This is a genomic window from Pseudomonas sp. H11T01, from assembly GCF_048515765.1.
Lineage (GTDB): Bacteria > Pseudomonadota > Gammaproteobacteria > Pseudomonadales > Pseudomonadaceae > Aquipseudomonas.
This window is the reverse complement of sequence record NZ_JBLYED010000002.1, coordinates 126415-145715: the sequence shown is the minus strand read 5'-3', so window position 1 is coordinate 145715 and position 19301 is coordinate 126415. Positions and strand designations below refer to the sequence as shown.

At 57.8% G+C, this 19301-nt stretch carries 13 protein-coding genes; 6 read left to right on the top strand and 7 right to left on the bottom strand.

Annotation, left to right across the window (positions count from 1 at the left end; translation table 11 throughout):
• Positions 1-156 precede the first annotated feature (156 nt).
• Positions 157-801, bottom strand: a complete 645-nt coding sequence (locus ACN1C3_RS03195) for a hydrolase (protein WP_419114338.1) — start codon at positions 799-801, stop codon at positions 157-159.
• A gap of 132 nt (positions 802-933) precedes the next feature.
• On the opposite strand from ACN1C3_RS03195, the gene ACN1C3_RS03190 reads away from it, so the two are divergent.
• Positions 934-1821: a LysR family transcriptional regulator gene (locus ACN1C3_RS03190; protein ID WP_419114337.1), complete on the top strand. Its 888-nt coding sequence runs from the start codon at positions 934-936 to the stop codon at positions 1819-1821.
• A 93-nt stretch (positions 1822-1914) separates the two neighbouring features.
• Here the strand turns inward: ACN1C3_RS03190 and ACN1C3_RS03185 are convergent, their stop codons facing one another.
• Both ACN1C3_RS03185 and ACN1C3_RS03180 read right to left on the bottom strand, forming a co-directional pair.
• Complete coding sequence (locus ACN1C3_RS03185) at positions 1915-2229, bottom strand: SCP2 sterol-binding domain-containing protein (protein ID WP_419114336.1); 315 nt, start codon at positions 2227-2229, stop codon at positions 1915-1917.
• Positions 2230-2282: 53 nt separating this feature from the next.
• Entirely contained in the window at positions 2283-2993 is a 711-nt protein-coding gene (locus ACN1C3_RS03180; RefSeq protein ID WP_419114335.1) for a histidine phosphatase family protein, read from the bottom strand.
• 202 nt (positions 2994-3195) lie between these two features.
• Between ACN1C3_RS03180 and sohB the strand changes: the two genes are divergently transcribed.
• From sohB to ACN1C3_RS03165, 3 genes are all read left to right on the top strand, one after another.
• Positions 3196-4218, top strand: a complete 1023-nt coding sequence (sohB, locus tag ACN1C3_RS03175; RefSeq protein WP_419114334.1) for a protease SohB — start codon at positions 3196-3198, stop codon at positions 4216-4218.
• Between the two features lie 264 nt (positions 4219-4482).
• Entirely contained in the window at positions 4483-4791 is a 309-nt protein-coding gene (locus tag ACN1C3_RS03170) for a hypothetical protein (protein WP_419114333.1), read from the top strand.
• A 228-nt stretch (positions 4792-5019) separates the two neighbouring features.
• The gene (locus ACN1C3_RS03165; protein WP_419114332.1) at positions 5020-8955 is read left to right on the top strand and encodes a dermonecrotic toxin domain-containing protein; all 3936 of its coding nucleotides are present in this window, start codon (positions 5020-5022) and stop codon (positions 8953-8955) included.
• A gap of 55 nt (positions 8956-9010) precedes the next feature.
• Here ACN1C3_RS03165 and ACN1C3_RS03160 read toward each other — a convergent pair whose 3' ends face one another.
• Positions 9011-9505, bottom strand: a complete 495-nt coding sequence (locus ACN1C3_RS03160) for a DUF934 domain-containing protein (protein ID WP_419114331.1) — start codon at positions 9503-9505, stop codon at positions 9011-9013.
• The gene (locus ACN1C3_RS03155) at positions 9489-11147 is read right to left on the bottom strand and encodes a nitrite/sulfite reductase (protein WP_419114330.1); all 1659 of its coding nucleotides are present in this window, start codon (positions 11145-11147) and stop codon (positions 9489-9491) included. Before ACN1C3_RS03155 ends, ACN1C3_RS03160 begins: the two co-directional genes overlap by 17 nt.
• Before the next feature lie 476 nt (positions 11148-11623).
• On the opposite strand from ACN1C3_RS03155, the gene ACN1C3_RS03150 reads away from it, so the two are divergent.
• On the top strand, positions 11624-12709 hold the full coding sequence (locus tag ACN1C3_RS03150) for an ABC transporter substrate-binding protein (RefSeq protein ID WP_419114575.1): 1086 nt from the start codon (positions 11624-11626) through the stop codon (positions 12707-12709).
• 8 nt (positions 12710-12717) lie between these two features.
• Here the strand turns inward: ACN1C3_RS03150 and ACN1C3_RS03145 are convergent, their stop codons facing one another.
• Positions 12718-12933 carry a DUF2970 domain-containing protein gene (locus tag ACN1C3_RS03145; RefSeq protein ID WP_419114329.1) on the bottom strand — a complete coding sequence of 72 codons (216 nt, stop codon included), beginning with the start codon at positions 12931-12933 and terminating at the stop codon, positions 12718-12720.
• A 170-nt stretch (positions 12934-13103) separates the two neighbouring features.
• Positions 13104-16814: a methionine synthase gene (metH, locus tag ACN1C3_RS03140; RefSeq protein WP_419114328.1), complete on the bottom strand. Its 3711-nt coding sequence runs from the start codon at positions 16812-16814 to the stop codon at positions 13104-13106.
• A gap of 154 nt (positions 16815-16968) precedes the next feature.
• On the opposite strand from metH, the gene ACN1C3_RS03135 reads away from it, so the two are divergent.
• Positions 16969-19260, top strand: coding sequence for a fatty acid cis/trans isomerase (locus ACN1C3_RS03135; protein ID WP_419114327.1), 2292 nt, complete (start codon positions 16969-16971; stop codon positions 19258-19260).
• The last annotated feature ends 41 nt before the right edge of the window (positions 19261-19301 follow it).

Here is a 19301-nt window from a genome sequence, read left to right as displayed (position 1 = left end):
AGGACTGGTCCAGGCGCCGAGAGCGCCTGCCGAAAGGCCTTGCAGTACACGACGGTGGTTGACGTCGTCGTGGTCATCAGGTGGACTCATGGCGCTCTCCTCGTCATGTTCCCGCTGGCGAACGGTCGGACGCGCAGGGCGCCTCCGACCACCGTCTTACTTGATCTGACGCTGCGGTGCCTTGTGCACCATGGTGTAGGCGTAATCCACGCCCATGCCGTAGGCGCCGCTGTGTTCCAGCACCAATTGCATGACGGCCTCGTAGGTGTCCTTGTGGGCCCAGTCGCGCTGGTATTCCAGCAACACCTGTTGCCAGGTCACCGGAATGGCCCCGGCCTGAATCATCCGCTGCACGGACATGTCATGGGCCTCTTTCGAGGTGCCGCCTGAAGCGTCGGTGACAATGTAGACCTCGAATCCTTCTTCCATCGCCTCCAGTGCCGGAAAGGTCAGGCAGACTTCCGTCCAGAGTGCTGCCATCACCAGCTTCTTGCGTCCGGTAGCCTTGACCGCGGCTACCAGGTTCTTGTCTCCCCAGGAATTCATCGAGGTACGCTCGATTGGTTGCTGGTCCGGGAATACGCCAAGAATCTCTGGCCAGATGTAACCGCTGAAGCTGGTGGTTTCGACGGAGGTGAGAATGGTCGGGACCTTGAACAGCTTGGCAGTCTTGGCCAGCGCGACGGTGTTGTTCTTCAGTTGCTGGCGGTCGATCGACTGTACGCCGAAGGCCATTTGCGGCTGGTGGTCAATCAGGATCAACGCGGAGTTATTCGGGTTCAGCAGTTCGCGAATAGACATGACAAGTTCCTTGAGTCTGGATTGAGAAAGCCAGCGCAGACAGCAGACCGGCCGAGGGCTAGTCTGTTGCTGCTTATCCAGCTAAACAATTACCTGGAATGGGGACTTATTGATTCCGTATTGGGGACAGTGATGGATCGAATCGATTGCATGCGGACGTTCGTTGCCACCGTGCGCCATAACGGCTTCGCCGCCGCTGCCCGAGCGCTGGACGTGCCACGGTCCAAGGTCAGTAAACAGATTCAGGCGCTGGAAGACAGCATAGGCGTGCAATTGCTCCTGCGCACAACCCGCAGCCTGCACTTGACCGAGGCTGGCGCTGAGTATTTCGATGCGGCGCGTGAGGTGTTGGCCTCGCTGGACGAGGCTGAGCAGCGCGCCCGTGAGGGCATTGGAGAGTTGCGTGGGGTGTTGCGGATCAATGCGCCGATGTCCTTTGGTTTACGACGGTTGGGGCCGTTGGTTCCGGTGTTCCATGCTCTGCACCCGAAAGTCGAACTGCAACTGGTGCTCAGTGATCAGCAGGTCGATCCGGTGCGCGGTGGTTTCGATGTCACCCTGCGGATTGCCAGCCTGCCGGACTCGTCGCTTCTGACCCGTCCGCTGGCGCCGGCTCCCCGGGTGCTGGTGGCGTCGCCGGGTTATCTGGCGCGATCGGGTACGCCGCAAACACCACAGCAATTGAGTGAGCACCCGTGTCTGGGCTACTGCTACTTGCAGAGTGGTGTAAGCCTGGCGTTAAGCAAAGGTCAGGAGACCCAGCGTGTGCAGATGAGCGGGCCGATGAGCGCCAACAATGGCGATCTGCTGGCCCAGGCGGCAGAAGCGGGGATGGGGATTGCCTTGCTGCCGAACTTCATCGTCGACGAGGCGCTGGCTGCAGGCCGGCTGGTGACGGTCCTGGCGGACTGGAGTGCGCCGCCGATCACCATTAACGCGGTGTACCTGAGTGCCCGGCATGTGCCGAAAAAGATTCGGACGTTTATCGATTTTCTGGTGGAGCATTTGAGCGGCTCATAAGGCGCAAGTCCGCCCCCTGAAAACACAAATCCCGCCATAAAGGCGGGATTCGTTTGCAGCCAGACGTGCCCCCGAGGGACGGGAGCCACGTGCTTAAGCCGGGAACAGTTCGCTCAGCTTCATCGCCAGCATCATGTCGCCTTCAGCGCGCAGTTTGCCACCCATGAACGCCTGCATGCCGTCGGTCGAGCCATCGACGATGCCCTTCAGGGTTTCGCTGTCCATGACCAGGGTCACGCCAGCGTCAGGGTTCACGCCTTCTTGCAGCTCGCAGGTGCTGTCTTTGACGACCAGCGAGAAGTTTTTTTCTTCATCGATGCGGAAACCGAAAACCAGGTCCAGGCCCGCAGCAGCGGCTGGGTTGAACTTGGCTTTCATTGCTTGTACGGCATCAGCTACGGAGGTCATGGTTCGATCCTTTTTTTGGGGTGATTACAACAAGGGTCACAGTTAGCCGGCACTCAGCGAAAGGTGATGAGTTCCGGGGTCTTCAGCAGTTGCAAATGCGCATGACTGTTGAAGGAAGCCAGGGTCACCTCGCGACCACGAAACTTGAGCAGGTTGAGCGAGGTGTTGACGATTTGCCAATTCAGTTCAAAGGCCTGTGCGGCAGGTATTTGGGTAATTAGGTGGAGCAGGGCGGTGATGGTGCCGCCGGAAGTGAACACGGCGATCTTCTGGGTGTTGTCCGCGTGTTCGAGGATGCGCTGCAAACCTGCCTGAACACGACCGACAAACCCCAGCCAGCTTTCCAGCCCCGGCGTGTCATAGGTGCCGCTCAGCCAGCGTTCGATGATCAAGGCGAAGATCCGTTGAAACTCCGCGCGGTTCTGTGTGGCATTACGCAGGATGTTCAGCGCTTCGGGTTCGTCCGGCAGCAGGCCAGGAAGCAGTGCTCGGATGATGGCTTCGGCATCGAACTCGTTGAAGGCAGAGTCGATTTCCAGGGTCGGGACCGGCATGCCGACCGCGCTGAATTGTTCAAGCGCCGAGTTGGCGGTGTGCTGTTGCCGGCGCAAGTCGCCCGACAAACAGCGATCGAAGCTCAGGCCCAGTTCAGCCAGATGGCTGCCGAGCACTTGCGCCTGGCGAACACCGGTCGGCGACAGCACGTCATAGTCGTCTGCACCGAAGGAGGCTTGGCCATGTCGAATCAAGTAGATGCTGCCCACGTCTGCGTCATCCCGGTGCATTGTAAGTTTTGCGAGGTTATGAGGATGCCGATGGGCTGTCAATGAAAAAACATACGCTTGTTTGAAATGTTCGTTGGAGGCCCGGTCCGGCAGGTTTAACGGCTGGCCGCGAGGCTGGCGCATGGGTATGCTGGAGGTATACCGCGCCCGATTAGCGGCGCACAGTATTTAAGGAGTCCCTGTGGAGTTTTTTGCGGAGTACGCAAGTTTTTTGGCTAAAACTATCACCTTGGTCATCGCTATTCTGGTGGTCCTGGCCAGTTTCGCGGCATTGCGCAGCAAAGGCCGGCGCAAGGCTGCGGGCCAGTTGCACGTCAGCAAACTCAACGACTTTTATAAAGAGCTGCGTGAGCGTCTTGAGCAGACCTTGCTCAGCAAAGATCAACTGAAGGCCCTGCGAAAAACCCAAAGCAAGGCCGAGAAAAAACAGAAGAAACAGTCTGAGGTCAAGCCACGAGTGTTCGTGCTGGATTTCGACGGTGACATCAAAGCCTCCGCTACTGAAAGTCTGCGTCACGAAATCACCGCGTTGCTGACCCTCGCGACGCCCAAGGATGAAGTGGTGCTGCGGCTGGAAAGCGGCGGTGGCATGGTCCACAGCTACGGCCTTGCCTCTTCGCAATTGGCGCGGATCCGTCAGGCTGGCGTGCCACTGACCATCTGCATCGACAAGGTGGCGGCAAGCGGCGGCTACATGATGGCTTGCATTGGCGAGAAGATCATCAGCGCGCCGTTTGCCATCCTCGGCTCGATCGGTGTGGTGGCCCAGTTGCCCAACGTCAATCGCCTGCTGAAAAAGCACGATATCGACTTTGAAGTGCTGACCGCTGGTGAGTACAAACGCACGCTGACTGTGTTTGGCGAAAACACCGAGAAGGGCCGGGAGAAATTCCAGGAAGAACTGGATATCACCCATCAACTGTTCAAGAACTTCGTCTCTCGCTACCGCCCGCAACTGGCCATCGACGAAGTGGCGACGGGCGAAGTCTGGTTGGGCGTTGCGGCACTGGACAAGCAACTGGTCGACGAACTGAAGACCAGCGACGAATACCTCTCCGAGCGCGCCAAGGGTGCCGAGCTGTATCACCTGCACTACGCCGAGCGCAAAAGCCTGCAAGAGCGCGTGGGGCTGGCGGCGAGCGGTTCGATCGATCGCGTGTTGTTGAGCTGGTGGAGTCGTTTGACTCAGCAGCGGTTCTGGTAAGTGTCCGGGCAGGCTGATGCGCAATGGAAAATGGCCGGCCTGCCATTTCATTTGAATCTTCTGTCTGCTGTTATCTTCGGCAAATGCTGGATGCCTGACAGCCACTGAAATGTTTAGTGCGCGTGTGACAGGATGTTTTCATTGCCACTTTACTGCACCCTTTGTTGACGAAACTTACAGGCTCTGTCTCCGTGGGCGGGGTTTAATTGTTGTTGATTTAGCTAAGCTTGGTTTTACCTAAACAGCAGCAAGGACGTTGCAACTATGTGGAAACAAAACAAATACAGTACCCATCCGGAAGTTTTTGCTATTTTTGAAAAGGCCTTGCCCAGGCCCTCCATGTTTCTTATTGATAGCGTGTTAACCAAAGACCTTAAGGTCGTTTATCGTTCCCGATCGGGTGAGATTGAATATGCTTTTATCAAGTCCTATCAAAAAAATCAGTGGGCACCTGACGTCAAGTTTTTTATAAAAGGCGATGACTGGGGAAGCTTGAGCGGGAAGTTATTTGATGATTTGTCGGCCTTGGCCGAGGCCCTCAGGAAGCGGGGTCTGGAGCAAGTCGAATTATGATTTTTTGTCAGTGATTGTTTTAGTTGTTCGGGTGACAGCTACTTTCTCCGATTAATCATTAAGCCCTGAACTCAAGAGTTGATTCTTGCTTCAGGGCTTTTTTGTAGGGGTTGGATTCCGACCTGTCAGGTGGGCTTTTCGAGATTTGTTTGCGATTTTTCCGGCGGCGGGTATGGAGCGAATGGCATAGGTTGAATACTCCAGAGTGAACTGCAAAGGAATTGCACAATGATTAAAACTCAAGAACACGGAACCTCTGACCAACACCTGTTGCCCGTCACACCCATGCGCGAAGACCTGAAGGCAGTCGTTGAGACTGCACTGCCTCTATCGCCAGGTCAGTTCGGTGGCCGCTTGATTCAAGCGAAATGGGGCCAGGACATCGCCCCCCAGACTGCACAGCTGGTAACACTCGACTACAACTATCACGGCCACCCTGAGCAGAGCGGTATCCAGCAGGGGCGGGTAGCGAGCTCCCACAGCCTGACACGAGTGTTGTTATCCAATTATCAGACGGTGGGTGACGGGCGTTTCGGGGAAACGGCTTTCGGTTTATACACGCCCCCCGACATCGGGCCAGAGGTGCGGATAGTCGATAAGGTCGATGAGTTTGCCTATGTTGGCAGCGGTAACCATGAAACCTATGAAGGCATCTATCGTCGAACGGACCCGCAAACCTATGGCCCACTTACACAAATTACGCTGAGACCGGCCGACTTCAAAAAGTGGGTATGGGAACTCGAGTTCAAGGACCAATACCGTGATTACATTCACCAGGCCTGGCCGTCGGACGAGGTGATCGTTGCACCTGGAGCCTATTCGCTGAGGACATCAGTCAAAGCGGCTTTTGTCATGACGGCTTATTTGCAACGGCAGGAGAACACTTTCACTCAGGACGGCCTTGAACTGGCGATGCAAGCGGTAGGGTTGGCCCCAGGCCAGAAGTGGGCGCAACTGACGATCGAGCAGTTGCGCGCGCCGACGCGAGTTCCGCACAGTGTGGAAGTCGGGCGACTTGTTCTCTATCGCTACACCGCTACCGATATCTGGAGCTACCGTCACCGCTCCAGCTCAAGGATCCTCTTGTACATTCCGGGCAACTCCTCGCCCTTACATTACTTTGCCAATGCCAAGGCAGTGCGCGACTGGATTGTGGAGCAGGGCAAGGATGCGGACAAGAAACAGGCGTTGGCCGCTCACTTCGCCGAAGACGATCGCAATGACGGCACATTCCATGGGGGTGTGCTGACAGCACTCGACGGCATGGCCCTTTATCCTCGCCAGCACCATCTGAAAAAAGGTGCCGGTTTTTTCAACGATGATGGCTATTGGGATCCTGCTGACTATATCCATTTCGAGGTTGCACCTTCAGGCACCGATCCTTTCGCGCAGCTGGTGCTGACCATGAAACAGGCAGCGCAAGCCAGCATTGAAACCATTCGCGATGATGCCCAGGTCAACCGGGATGACCTGAGCGCGGTGGTCGAGCCGATCGTGCAATGGGTCAACACGTTCGGCCCTTTGGCCTTGTTTGTTCCGGGTGGTGAAGGCTTGCTGGCGTTGGCGGGGATTATCGACGCTGGATATGGTCTGGATCAGGCAATAAATGGCAAAAATCCCAACGATCCGTCCGCAGGTGTGACGCGTACGGTGTTTGGTGTGCTCAACGCGCTTCCTCTATTGGGCGCTGGTGCAGCCCTTAAAGGCGAGGGGGCTGCCGAGGTGGTCGCAAAGGATGTGGCCGGGCCAGCAGAGTACTCAGGGGGGCACAGCGTCAGGTCCGAAGTGGATGGAGAACCGTTGCTCAAGGACGATTTACCCAACGCCGGGACGCCTTTGACACAACCGCCGTCAGGGAGCCAGACACGCGTGGAGTTGATGCGAGAAATCGGTGCCTCTGTTGCGTCATTCAGCGATGAAGTGCTGGAGCAAATAGGTAAAGTCAGTGCGGTCGATAACGACATGCTGCGCCTGATGCAGGCCGGACGCCCACCGACCCCTCTGCTGGCCGATACGATCAGCCGCTTCAAGATCGATCAGGATCTTCAGGGTTTTACTCAGCAGGCTGAACTTTTTCAGGCTCGTTATGACGCTCTCCAGCACTCCGAGTCTGAATGGGTACGGTTGTTTCAGCGTGAGTACTCGGGTTTGCCTAAAAGTGCCATAGAACAAATTCTCGACAGATCAGGTGTGGATGTTCAAGCGTCACCAACCTTGGCTGAAGCCAAGCGCCTGCTCAGGCAATTGGATGGCAAAGCGAGCCAGTATGAGCAACACGCGCGGCTCAATCGTGCGTATGAAGGGTTTTACCTTCAAGCCATTGAACACCCTGAGACGGACATTCTGGCCTTGCATTCCCTGAAAGCGCTGCCCGGGTGGTCCAAGGCAGTTCGTGTCGAAGTACTCGAAGGTTCCGCTGGTGGCAGAGTCCTGGACCACATCGGTCCTATCAATGCACCTGTGCGCAGGCATTTGATCAAGGTTGGAAACCGATACCAGGGGTATGACGTTCAAGGGGTCGTTCGGCAAGACACGGACGACTTCTATCAGGCAATACTCGCTACCTTGCCAGAGACAGAACGTTCAGCGCTGCAGTTGCAGCCTCTTGATGAGGCGGGGGACCTGAAGCTGAAAATCAGTGAGTGGGCACTGCCGCGTTCCGAACTCATCGTTGGTCTTAACAGGATGGACTCCGGGTTGTCTTTTGATATGCAAGGGCTACGAGGTGGCGGCTATCCAACTACTTTGCAAGGTGAGGCGTTCTCACACGAGGTGGTGATACTCCAGGTCAAGTCGATTTACCCCGAGTTCACCACCGCGCAGGCGGATGATTTTCTGCAAGGCTTGGGTGCCGGAGCCAGGAAAGCACTTGAGCGGCTGCACATGCAGTTCGAACAACTCGTTCTCGATATGCGCGGGTGGATCGAGCAGGTCGAACAAGATATTGATGACATGGATGTTCCTCTTCTGATTGCGGGAGAGGAGGCAGAAGGGATGGATGCTGCTCAAATCGAGAAGGAAAATATCGAACGCCTGGAAGAGACGATGCGCTATGAGCGACAGGCGAGGATCGAACTGGCATCGGAGCTGACGACATTCTGGCAAAAGCGCGGGCATGAAAGTAGTCGCCTCTATGCGGGCGAGCAGATGCTTGGTTATAAACTGGACCTGGACTTTGAGGACTTCCACTCTCTGCCTGCATTGGGAGCAAAGTTCACCGAAGTCGTCGAGTTGTCCATGAAAAATTTCCAGCTGACCCGTCCTGAAGGACTGGACGCTTTCCTGGAATGTTTTCCCAATCTTCGAGCCTTGAACATGGAAGGTGTCGACCTGCGCCAGTTGAATGCACAGGGCGTGCGGGAAGGCGCCTTACCGCAAGCCATTCCCTATATGCTCAACCTCACCACACTGAACCTCAAGTCGACCTGGTTGGTGCTGACCGAGCGAGCGGCAGGCCAGCTATCTGACCTGGTTCACCTGCAAGTACTGGACTTGAGCGATAACCCGTTGGGTGATCCTCCGCTGATCTTGGGGATGACTGAGTTACGCAAGCTGAACCTGAGCGACACCGGTATCACCCGCTGTCCGTTAGGTATTCCCGACCAGCCGCACCTGGAGTCGCTGGACCTGCGCAATAATCAGATCACCCGGATACCTGCGGCTGTTCTGACTCAGGCGGTGGCCAGAGACCACGTTCAGCTCTGGGGTAATCCGCTGACGGATGAGGACAGTCTGCGGCGCATCATTGCCCATCGAGAACAAACCGGTATCAACCTTTGGCTGAGTGCACCAAGGCTGGATCTTGCTCAGCCAGCCGTTTGGTTGCAACGGCTTCCAGAGGCGCATGTGGCCCTCAAACGTCTGATGTGGCAGCGTCTGGAAGCGAGGCCTCGAGGCGTTCGTTTTTTACGAACATTCGAGGGCCTGAGCCGCACCGCCGATTTTCAGGTGAGCTACCCCGTGCTTCAGGCGCGGATCTGGCGCTTGCTGGATGAGGCGCACGCCTCGGAGGAATTGTGGGGGTTGTTAAACCGGGATGTGGCGTTATCGGTTCTGGATGTTGAAAATCCGTTCGTGAGCTTCGCGCGTCTCGAAAACAGGGTCCGGTTATACAGAGACTGGGTGCAGATGGGCAGACCCATTCCAATAGCTGATCTGCAGTAGGACTGGTTGTGCAGCAAGCCTTGAACCCGGGGCCGGGTTCAAGGCTTTTTATCATTTAACGTCGACGAAACAGCGGCAGCGGTTCGTCAGTGGCGGCCTGATAGGTCACCGAGAAGTCCTTGAGGCTTTCCAGCGCTTCGTACGGGTCTTTGTCTGCGCGCAAGGCGTAGGCATCGAAGCCGCAACGGTGCAGGTAGAACAGCTGGTCACGCAGCACATCGCCGATGGCCCGCAGTTCGCCCTTGTAGCCGTAACGATCACGCAGCAGGCGCGCGTTGGAGTAGTTGCGACCGTCAGTGAAAGCCGGGAAGTTCAGGGCAATCACCTGGAAGTGCTCAACGTCGTCACCGATTTCTTCGGCTTCTTCATCGGCATCCAGCCATACGCCCAGACCGCCGTCACGGGCCTTGAGGGCGTGAGCGTGCTCGCGCCACAGGGCCAGCGGGACGATCAGGTCGTCGCAGTTGGAAATGCCGTCGAGGGTCGAGTCCTTGGGCATCAAGTGCCAGGTTTCGTCGATGACCTCGTTGTTCTTAATTATTCGCTGCATAGACGCGCTCCTTGAAGAGGTCAATGCCAATACGTTGGTAAGTGTCGATGAAGCGCTCGTCTGGAGTACGTTGTTCCAGGTACACGTTGATCAGCTTCTCGATCACGTCAGGCATTGCATCCTGAGCAAAGGATGGACCGAGGATTTTGCCCAGGCTGGCATCGCGACTGCCGCTGCCACCGAGGGAGACCTGGTAGAACTCTTCGCCTTTCTTGTCCACCCCGAGAATGCCGATGTGGCCAACGTGATGGTGACCGCAAGCGTTCATGCAACCGGAAATATTCAAGTCCAGTTCGCCAATATCGAACAGATAGTCCAGATCGTCGAAACGACGCTGGATCGATTCGGCAATCGGGATCGACTTGGCGTTGGCCAGGGAGCAAAAGTCGCCGCCCGGGCAGCAGATGATGTCGGTCAGCAGGCCGATGTTCGGCGTGGCGAAACCTTGCTCGCGCAACTCGCCCCACATGGCGAACAATTGGCTCTGCTCGACATCGGCGAGAATGATGTTCTGCTCGTGGGAGGTGCGCAGTTGGCCGAAGCTGTAGCGGTCGGCCAGGTCGGCAATCCCGTCAAGCTGCTTGTCCGTCACATCGCCAGGGGCAACGCCGGTCGGTTTCAGCGACAGGGTCACGGCAACATAACCCGGCTTCTTGTGCGCCAGGGTGTTGCGGATACGCCAGCGGGCGAAGCCAGGATGCTGTTTGTCGAGTCCGGCAAGCTCGGCAGTCTGGTCGTTCAGGGCTTTGTAGTCCGGATCGACGAAGTGCTTGGCGACGCGATGAACTTCGGCTTCGGTCAACGTGGTCTGGCCACCGCGAAGGTAGACCATTTCCGCGTCGACTTTCTCGGCGAACACTTCAGGCGTCAGGGCCTTGACCAGAATCTTGATCCGCGCCTTGTACTTGTTGTCACGACGGCCGTAGCGGTTGTAGACACGCAAAATGGCGTCGAGGTAGCTCAACAGGTCCTGCCACGGCAGGAACTCATTGATGAAGGCACCGACCACCGGGGTACGGCCCAAACCGCCACCGACCAGCACCCGGAAGCCCAACTCGCCATCGGCGTTGTGCACCGGCTCGAGGCCGATATCGTGGACTTCAATGGCTGCGCGGTCCGAGGTCGAACCGTTGATGGCAATCTTGAACTTGCGCGGCAGGTAGGCGAATTCCGGGTGGAACGTCGTCCACTGACGAACGATCTCGCACCAAGGGCGCGGGTCGATCAATTCGTCGGCAGCGACACCCGCGAACTGGTCGGTGGTGACGTTGCGCAGGCAGTTACCGCTGGTTTGAATGGCGTGCATTTGCACGGTTGCCAGTTCAGCCAGGATGTCCGGGATGTCTTCCAGCGCCGGCCAGTTGAACTGCACGTTCTGCCGGGTGCTGATGTGGGCATAGCCCTTGTCGTAGTCGCGAGCGATCTTGGCCATCATCCGCGCCTGGCGCGAAGTCAATTGGCCATAAGGCACGGCAACCCGCAACATCGGGGCGAAACGTTGAATGTAAAGGCCATTCTGCAGGCGCAGAGGGCGGAATTCTTCTTCGCTCAGCTCACCTGCCAGATAGCGTCGGGTTTGATCACGGAACTGCTTGACGCGGTCCTCGATGATCCGCTGATCGTACTCGTCATATACGTACATAGGTGTCCTGTTCTCAGGCTGCTTTGCCTCGGCAATTCTGCGCGCACGGCCGCGCACTCCCAACGGAGCCGGCGCAAGATAACAGTTTGCAGTTATGCGCAAAAGTGATGTTTGAGTATATGCAAAGAACCAAAACGACTAATGCGATCAAATTTTGTCTTACCCACATTTGTGGTGCGGGCAATACTGGACTTAACTGTGCTCGAGTCTTTATGCAATCACCGATAAAACCGACAAGAGGCGATGCAATGAGCAACCCAACCAAATCAACGAAAAGCGACAGCCGCGTCGACGCGTGGGCGATTCTTTTTCTGATCATTTTGGTGGTATCGACCGCTGTGTTCTGGGTCAGCCATCATTAAGTAGACCCGTCCGGGCCTTTCCCGACGATTGTCGGACAAAAACGGTAATTAAGCGCAGTTTGCTAGCATTTTGCCAGCTATAATGCGCGGCTAATTTCCGGGGCTCGGATGACCATGTTGAAGTTTTTCTGCGGTGTGTTGCTGGCGCTTGGCATGGTTGTCGGGCCTGGTGCGCGAGCAGAGTCAGTGGTGTTCCTGAATCCAGGCGGCGCCACGGAAACGTTCTGGGTCAGCTATTCGCAATTCATGCAGGCAGCGGCCAAGGATCTTGGCATGGACCTGCACATTCTCTATGCCGAGCGATCGCCTGAGACCAATCTCGAGCAGGCCCGTGAAGCCCTCCAGGGGCCAAACCGTCCGGATTATCTGGTTTTCGTCAACGAGCAATATGTCGCTCCGGAAATTCTGCGTCTGTCCCAAGGCAGCGGCGTGAAGCTGTTTATCGTCAATAGTGGCCTGACGCCCGACCAGCTAAAGCTGTTGGGTGAGCACGACAGCAAGTATCCCGACTGGATCGGCAGTATGGTGACCAATGATGAGGAAGGCGGTTACCTAATGCTTAAGGAGCTTATCCGTCAGCACGGGCCTGTGGCGGCGGGCCAGAGCATCGATCTGTTGGCGTTCTCCGGGATAAAAATAACCCCGGCCGCACAATTGCGTGAGCGGGGCCTGCGACGGGCCCTGGCCGAGCATCCTGAAGTGCGGTTGCGTCAATTGGTGTATGGCGAGTGGAGTCGTGGGCGAGCCTATGAACAGGCCAGTCAGCTGCTCAAGCGCTATCCGCAGACAGCATTGATATGGTCGGCGAACGACCAAATGGCCCTGGGGGCGATGAAGGCGCTGGAGGAGGCGGGAGGCCGGCCGGGGAAAGATGTGTTTTTCAGCGCGGTCAACAGTTCGCCAGAGGTGTTGAAAGCGCGGGTCGACGGTCGTCTGAGCGCCTTGGTCGCCGGGCATTTCACCCTCGGCGGCTGGGCCATGGTGATGTTGCATGATCACGCACAGGGGATCGATATCGTCCGCCATGGCGGCCGGGACCGGCAAGTGCCTTTGTTGCAGTTGATCGACCGGCAGCAGGCGCAGCAGTTGCTGGGGTTCAAGCAAGCCGAGGATTACAACGTCGACTTTCGCGCGCTTTCGGCACAAGGGAAATCATCTTCGTACCGCTATCCGTTCAGCCTGCAACAGCTGATGCGCTGATCAGCGCTTCAAACACCCGCCAGATGCAAGATCAGCTTTACGATGCCAAACAGTGTCAGAGCGAAGACCGCTGTGAACAGGATGCCCAGGATCACGAAATGACTGGGTTTGCCATGGGTGAAATCCCGGGCGCGATTCTTCCCGCTTTGCACACCAAATGCGGCGGCCACCACGCTCTGGAGCATCTGCCACAGGGTCGGCGGTTTGTTGTTCGGGTCGTCCATAAAGCCCTCGACACAGGTAGTGTGAAGAGAGCATAGACGTCCAAAGATAGTGTGGCGAGGGAGCTTGCTCCCGCTGGGGTGCGCAGCGGCCCTGAAATCGGCAAACGCATTTTGTCAGATAAAACGCGTCTGTCGGTTTTACGGCCGCTGCGCGACCGAGCGGGATGTGGTTAGTTGTCGTAACCCAGGTTAGGCGCCAACCAGCGCTCACTCACACTCAAATCCTGACCCTTGCGTGCGGTGTAGCTTTGCACCTGATCCTTGTCGATCTTGCCCACAGCGAAGTACTGCGCTTGCGGGTGGGCGAAGTACCAGCCGCTGACGGCGGCTGCCGGGAACATCGCGTAGTGTTCGGTGAGGAACACACCGCTGCGGCCTGCGTGCATTTCGCTGGCCTCAGGATCCAGCAGCGAGAACAGCGTGCCTTTCTCGGTATGATCCGGGCACGCCGGGTAGCCGGGGGCAGGGCGGATGCCGCTGTATTGCTCTTTGATCAGCGCTTCGTTGTCGAGCTGCTCGTCCTTGGCGTAACCCCAGTAGTTTTTCCGAACCTGCTGGTGCAGCCACTCGGCACAGGCCTCGGCCAGACGGTCGGCCAGGGCCTTGACCATGATCGAGTTGTAATCGTCGCCAGCGTCCTGATAAGCCTTGGCCACTTCTTCGGCGCCGATCCCGGCAGTGGTGATGAAGCCGCCGACATAGTCAGTGATGCCGCTGTCTTTGGGGGCGACGAAGTCGGCCAGAGAGAAGTTCGGCTTGCCATCGGTCTTGATGATTTGCTGGCGCAGGTGATGCAGTTTGGCGATGGGCTTGCCGTCGTCGCCATAGACTTCCAGGTCATCGTCCTGGACCTGATTGGCCGGCCAGAAACCGAATACCGCGCGGGCGCTGATGAGTTTTTCGTCGATCAGCTTGGCGAGCATTTCCTGGGCGTCGGCAAACAGCGAGGTGGCCGCTTCACCCACCACTTCATCGGTGAGGATGCGCGGGTACTTGCCGGCCAGGTCCCAAGAGATGAAAAACGGCGTCCAGTCGATGTATTCGGCCAGAACCTTGAGGTCGATGTTGTCCAGGACCTTGGCGCCGGTAAAGGTCGGCTTCACCGGCTGGTAGGTGCTCCAGTCGAACTGCGGCTTCTTGGCGATCGCCACTGGGTAGCTCAAACGTTCGGTACGGGCGCTGCGGTTGGCGGTGCGTTCGCGGACTTCGATGTATTCCAGGCGGGTCTTTTCGACAAAAGCGGGTTTCAATTCTTTGGACAGCAATTGCGTCGCCACACCCACGGCACGGGAGGCGTCGGTGACGTAGATCACCGCGTCGTTGCTGTACTTGGGCTCGATCTTCACCGCCGTGTGGGCCTTGGAAGTGGTCGCACCGCCGATCATCAACGGCAGATAGAAATCCTGACGCTGCATTTCGCGGGCGACGTGGACCATTTCGTCCAGCGACGGGGTGATCAGGCCGGAGAGGCCAATGATGTCGCACTTCTGTTCTTTGGCGACCTGAAGGATTTTCTCCGCAGGCACCATTACGCCGAGGTCGACGATGTCGTAGCCGTTACAGCCCAGCACCACACCGACGATGTTCTTGCCAATGTCGTGCACGTCGCCCTTGACCGTGGCCATAAGGATCTTGCCCTTGGCTTCCGGTTTGTCGCCTTTTTCCAGCTCGATGAACGGGATCAAGTGGGCCACAGCCTGCTTCATCACTCGGGCGGATTTCACCACTTGCGGCAGGAACATTTTGCCGGCGCCGAACAGGTCGCCGACGATGTTCATGCCGGACATCAGCGGGCCTTCGATCACTTCGATCGGGCGCGCGAACGACAGCCGGGATTCTTCGGTGTCTTCAACAATGTGCGTGGTAATGCCTTTGACCAGCGCATGCTCCAGACGCTTGTTGACGTCCCAGCTGCGCCACTCACCGGTTTCGGCTTCCTTGACGCTGCCGTCGCCCTTGTACTTGTCGGCGATCGCCAGCAGGGCGTCGGTGCCTTCCGGCGTGCGGTTGAGCACCACGTCCTCTACGGCGTCGCGCAGCTCGGCCGGGATCTGGTCGTAGATCTCCAATTGGCCGGCGTTGACGATACCCATGCTCAGGCCATTGCGGATCGCATGCAGCAGGAACACTGAGTGGATGGCTTCACGCACCGGGTTGTTGCCACGGAACGAGAACGACACGTTGGACACGCCACCGCTGGTCAGCGCGTGGGGCAGGTGGTCACGGATATAGGCGCAGGCATTGATGAAATCGACGGCGTAGTTGTTGTGTTCTTCGATACCGGTGGCGATGGCGAAGATGTTCGGGTCAAAGATGATGTCTTCCGGCGGGAAGCCGACTTCGTTGACCAGAATGTCGTAGGAGCGCTTGCAGATTTCCTTCTTGCGCGCTTCGGTGTCGGCCTGGCCGGCTTCGTCGAAGGCCATCACCACGACTGCGGCGCCGTAGCGCTTGCACAGTTTGGCGTGATGAATGAATTGCTCGACGCCTTCCTTCATGCTGATGGAGTTGACGATGCCCTTGCCCTGGATGCACTTGAGGCCGGCTTCGATCACTTCCCACTTCGAGGAGTCGATCATGATTGGCACACGGGAGATGTCCGGCTCACCGGCGATCAGATTGAGGAAGGTCACCATGGCCTTCTTCGAATCGAGCATGCCCTCGTCCATGTTGATGTCGATCACCTGCGCGCCGGCCTCGACCTGCTGCAGGGCGACTTCCAGGGCTTCGGTGTAGTTGTCTTCGCGGATCAGGCGGGCGAACCGCGCGGAGCCGGTGATGTTGGTCCGCTCGCCGACGTTGACGAACAACGACTCGCGATTGATGGTGAACGGTTCCAGGCCCGACAGGCGGCAGGCCTTCGCAATGTCTGGAATCGGCCGCGGTGCGTAGTTGGCCACCGCTTTGGCGATCGCCTCGATGTGCCCCGGCGTGGTGCCGCAGCAGCCGCCGACGATGTTCAGGAAACCGCTTTGGGCGAACTCTTCGATGACCTTGGCGGTATCAGCCGGCAGCTCATCATATTCACCGAACTCGTTGGGCAGGCCGGCGTTCGGGTGGGCGGAAATATACGTGTTGGCCTTGTCCGACAGTTCTTCCAGGTACGGCCGCAGTTCACGGGCGCCCAAGGCGCAGTTCAGACCGACAGAGATCGGTTTGGCGTGGCTGATGGAGTTCCAGAAAGCTTCGGTGGTCTGACCGGAGAGGGTGCGACCAGAGGCGTCGGTGATCGTGCCGGAAATCATGATCGGCAGTTCGAAACCCAGCTCTTCGAATACACCTTGCACAGCAAAGATCGCCGCCTTGGCGTTCAAGGTGTCGAAGATGGTTTCGATCAGAATCAGGTCGGCGCCGCCTTCGATCAGGCCTTTGGTGGCTTCGGTGTAGTTTTCCACCAGCTCATCGAAGGTCACGTTACGGTAGCCGGGGTTGTTCACGTCTGGCGACAACGAGCAGGTGCGGCTGGTCGGACCGAGCACGCCCGCGACGAAGCGCGGCTTGTCCGGGGTTTCCAGAGTCTTGGCGTCGGCCACCTTACGCGCCAGCCGTGCACCTTCTACGTTCAACTCGTAGACCAATGCTTCCATGCCGTAGTCGGCCTGGGAAACCTGAGTGGCGTTGAAGGTGTTGGTTTCGAGAATGTCGGCACCGGCGTCCAGATAGGCCTTCTCGATCGCCCCGATCACGTCCGGGCGGCTAAGAATCAACAGGTCGTTGTTGCCTTTGACATCGCTCGGCCAGTCGGCGAAGCGTTTGCCACGGTAGTCCTGTTCCTCGAGCTTGTAGCTCTGGATCATCGTGCCCATACCGCCATCGAGAATCAGGATGCGCTCTTTGAGAGCTTGATGGAGGGCTTGAAGGCGAGCGCTGCGATCGGACATAGGACTACCTGGAAAGGCCAATACAAAGAGGCGCGATGATAGCAAACCTGTGCGCTTTTAGAGCATGACAGGCTTTTGCATGAATATCGCTCATGTTGGGGGTGGGGCTAGAACGGTAGAATCGCGACGTTTTTCTATCATCGGGACCCGGGACATGTTCTATCGCGTTGTCATCAGCAGTGTGTTGCTGCTTTTAAGTTGTGCTGCAATAGCGCAAGGTCCGGCGCCGACGATTTCCTACACCCGCGACATTCAACCGATCTTTACCGAAAAATGCGTGGCCTGCCATGCCTGCTATGACGCCGCCTGTCAGCTCAACCTGGGCAGTGGCGAAGGCGCGGCGCGGGGCGCGACGAAAACCCCGGTCTATGACGGCCAACGCAGCAAGGCCTCACCACCGACGAGGTTGTTCTACGACGCCTTTGGCAAAACGGCCTGGCAGCGCAAGGATTTCTATTCGGTGCTCGACGCTCAAGGCAGTCAGGCGGCGCTGATGGCGCGGATGCTCGAGCTGGGACACAAAACCCCGTTACAACCCAACGCCAGGTTGCCCGACGAAATCGTGTTGGGGCTCAACCGCGAGAACATGTGCCCCATGCCGGGCGAGTTCGATGGTTACGCCGACGCTCATCCGAAAGAGGGCATGCCGCTGGCCGTGACGGGCCTGACCGATCAGCAATACCAAACCCTGCAACGCTGGTTGGCGTCCGGAGCGCCCATCGACGAGCAAGGTCTGGTTCCCAGCGCCCAGGAAGCGTTGCAGATCGTTCAATGGGAAAACCTGCTCAATGCCCCTGGTGCCCGGCAAAGCCTGGTCGGCCGCTGGCTGTTCGAGCATTGGTTTCTCGCTCACCTCTATTTCAAGAACGGCGAGCCGGGGCATTTCTTCCAATGGGTGCGCTCGCGTACGCCGCCGGGGCAGCCGATTGATCTGATCGCCACCCGTCGTCCGAACGACGACCCGGGCACGCAGGTGTATTACCGCTTGTGGCCGGTGCAGGGCGTGATCGTGCACAAAACTCATATCACCTTTGGGCTGAGCGCGGCGAAGTTGGCGCGGATCAAAACCCTGTTTTACAGCGGTAACTGGCAGGTCAATGCGTTACCGGGTTACGGGCCGGAGCGCAGGGCCAACCCGTTTGATACTTTCCAGGCGATTCCGGCGCAGGCGCGTTATCAGTTCATGCTCGATAACGCCGAATACTTCGTGCGAACCTTTATTCGTGGCCCGGTCTGCCGCGGGCAGATTGCCACCGATGTGATTCGCGACAACTTCTGGGCCATGTTCCAGGCGCCGGAACATGACCTGTACATCACTGATCCCGCCTACCGTGGCAAGGCAACGCCGTTGCTGGCGACGCCAGGGCAGAATGACGATGTCGGCAGCGTTTTGACCTTGTGGCATGACTATCGTGACAAGCGCAACGAATACGAAGCCCTGCGCCGGGACACCTACGCCGAAGCGCCGGCACCGAGCTGGTCGACCCTGTGGGCTGGCAATGACAACGCTTTGCTGAGCATCTTCCGCCACTTCGACAGCGCCTCGGTGAATAAAGGCCTGATCGGTGACGTGCCGCAAACCATATGGCTGTTCGACTATCCGCTGCTGGAGCGCACGTATTACCAGTTGGCGGTCAACTTCGATGTGTTCGGTAACGTGTCCCATCAGGCCCAGACTCGCCTGTATTTCGACCTGATCCGCAACGGCGCCGAGCAGAACTTTTTGCGCCTGATGCCGGCCGATTCCCGGGCCGGTTACCTCGACGATTGGTACCAGAGCAGTGGCAAGGTCAAGATGTGGCTGGACTATGAAAGCATCGACAACGACAAGCCCACCGCACTGAAACTGGATGAGAAAGACCCGAAACGCGATTTCGCCAACCAGCTGCTGGTGCGTTACGGTGACTTGAACGCCAGGCCTGACCCGATCAATCGCTGTGACGGGGCGTACTGCTCGCGACCGAACATCGATCCGGCCCTGCAAGACGCCGAGCAGGCCTTGAGCCGCCTGACTTCGCGCCCGGCCGCCGGGCTCAATGTCATCGATCAGTTACCAGAAGCCACGATGCTGCGCATCGAGACCCAAAGCGGCAAACGCGAAATCTACAGCCTGCTGCGCAACCGCGCCCACAGCAATGTGGCGTTCCTGCTCGGTGAATCGCTGCGTTATCAACCGGGGCTGGACACATTGACCCTCTACCCGGGCGTGCTCAGCAGCTACCCGAATTTCATCTTCAACATTCCTGCCGAGCAGGTCCCTGAGTTCGTTGCGCGGATGGAGAACGCCAAGGACGCCGATCACTTCGAGAAAATTGTCGACCGCTGGGGCATCCGTCGCAGCCATCCGCAGTTCTGGCAGTACTTCCATGACCTGACCGAATACATCCGTGAGACCGAGCCGGTGGAGGCGGGCGTGCTGGACATGAACCGCTACGAAAATCTGTAATCGATTCGCTGGCAGCCCTGACGGCGGCCGGTTCTTTCCCG

Excerpts from the sequence above, each read along its gene's own strand:
- ACN1C3_RS03195 (WP_419114338.1), bottom strand. The coding sequence starts at position 801 with ATGTCTATTCGCGAACTGCTGAACCCGAATAACTCCGCGTTGATCCTG.
- ACN1C3_RS03135 (WP_419114327.1), top strand. The coding sequence starts at position 16,969 with ATGTTCTATCGCGTTGTCATCAGCAGTGTGTTGCTGCTTTTAAGTTGT.
- metH (WP_419114328.1), bottom strand. The coding sequence starts at position 16,814 with ATGTCCGATCGCAGCGCTCGCCTTCAAGCCCTCCATCAAGCTCTCAAA.
- ACN1C3_RS03165 (WP_419114332.1), top strand. The coding sequence starts at position 5,020 with ATGATTAAAACTCAAGAACACGGAACCTCTGACCAACACCTGTTGCCC.
- ACN1C3_RS03145 (WP_419114329.1), bottom strand. The coding sequence starts at position 12,933 with ATGGACGACCCGAACAACAAACCGCCGACCCTGTGGCAGATGCTCCAG.
- ACN1C3_RS03150 (WP_419114575.1), top strand. The coding sequence starts at position 11,624 with ATGTTGAAGTTTTTCTGCGGTGTGTTGCTGGCGCTTGGCATGGTTGTC.
- ACN1C3_RS03155 (WP_419114330.1), bottom strand. The coding sequence starts at position 11,147 with ATGTACGTATATGACGAGTACGATCAGCGGATCATCGAGGACCGCGTC.
- ACN1C3_RS03190 (WP_419114337.1), top strand. The coding sequence starts at position 934 with ATGGATCGAATCGATTGCATGCGGACGTTCGTTGCCACCGTGCGCCAT.
- ACN1C3_RS03185 (WP_419114336.1), bottom strand. The coding sequence starts at position 2,229 with ATGACCTCCGTAGCTGATGCCGTACAAGCAATGAAAGCCAAGTTCAAC.
- ACN1C3_RS03160 (WP_419114331.1), bottom strand. The coding sequence starts at position 9,505 with ATGCAGCGAATAATTAAGAACAACGAGGTCATCGACGAAACCTGGCAC.
- ACN1C3_RS03170 (WP_419114333.1), top strand. The coding sequence starts at position 4,483 with ATGTGGAAACAAAACAAATACAGTACCCATCCGGAAGTTTTTGCTATT.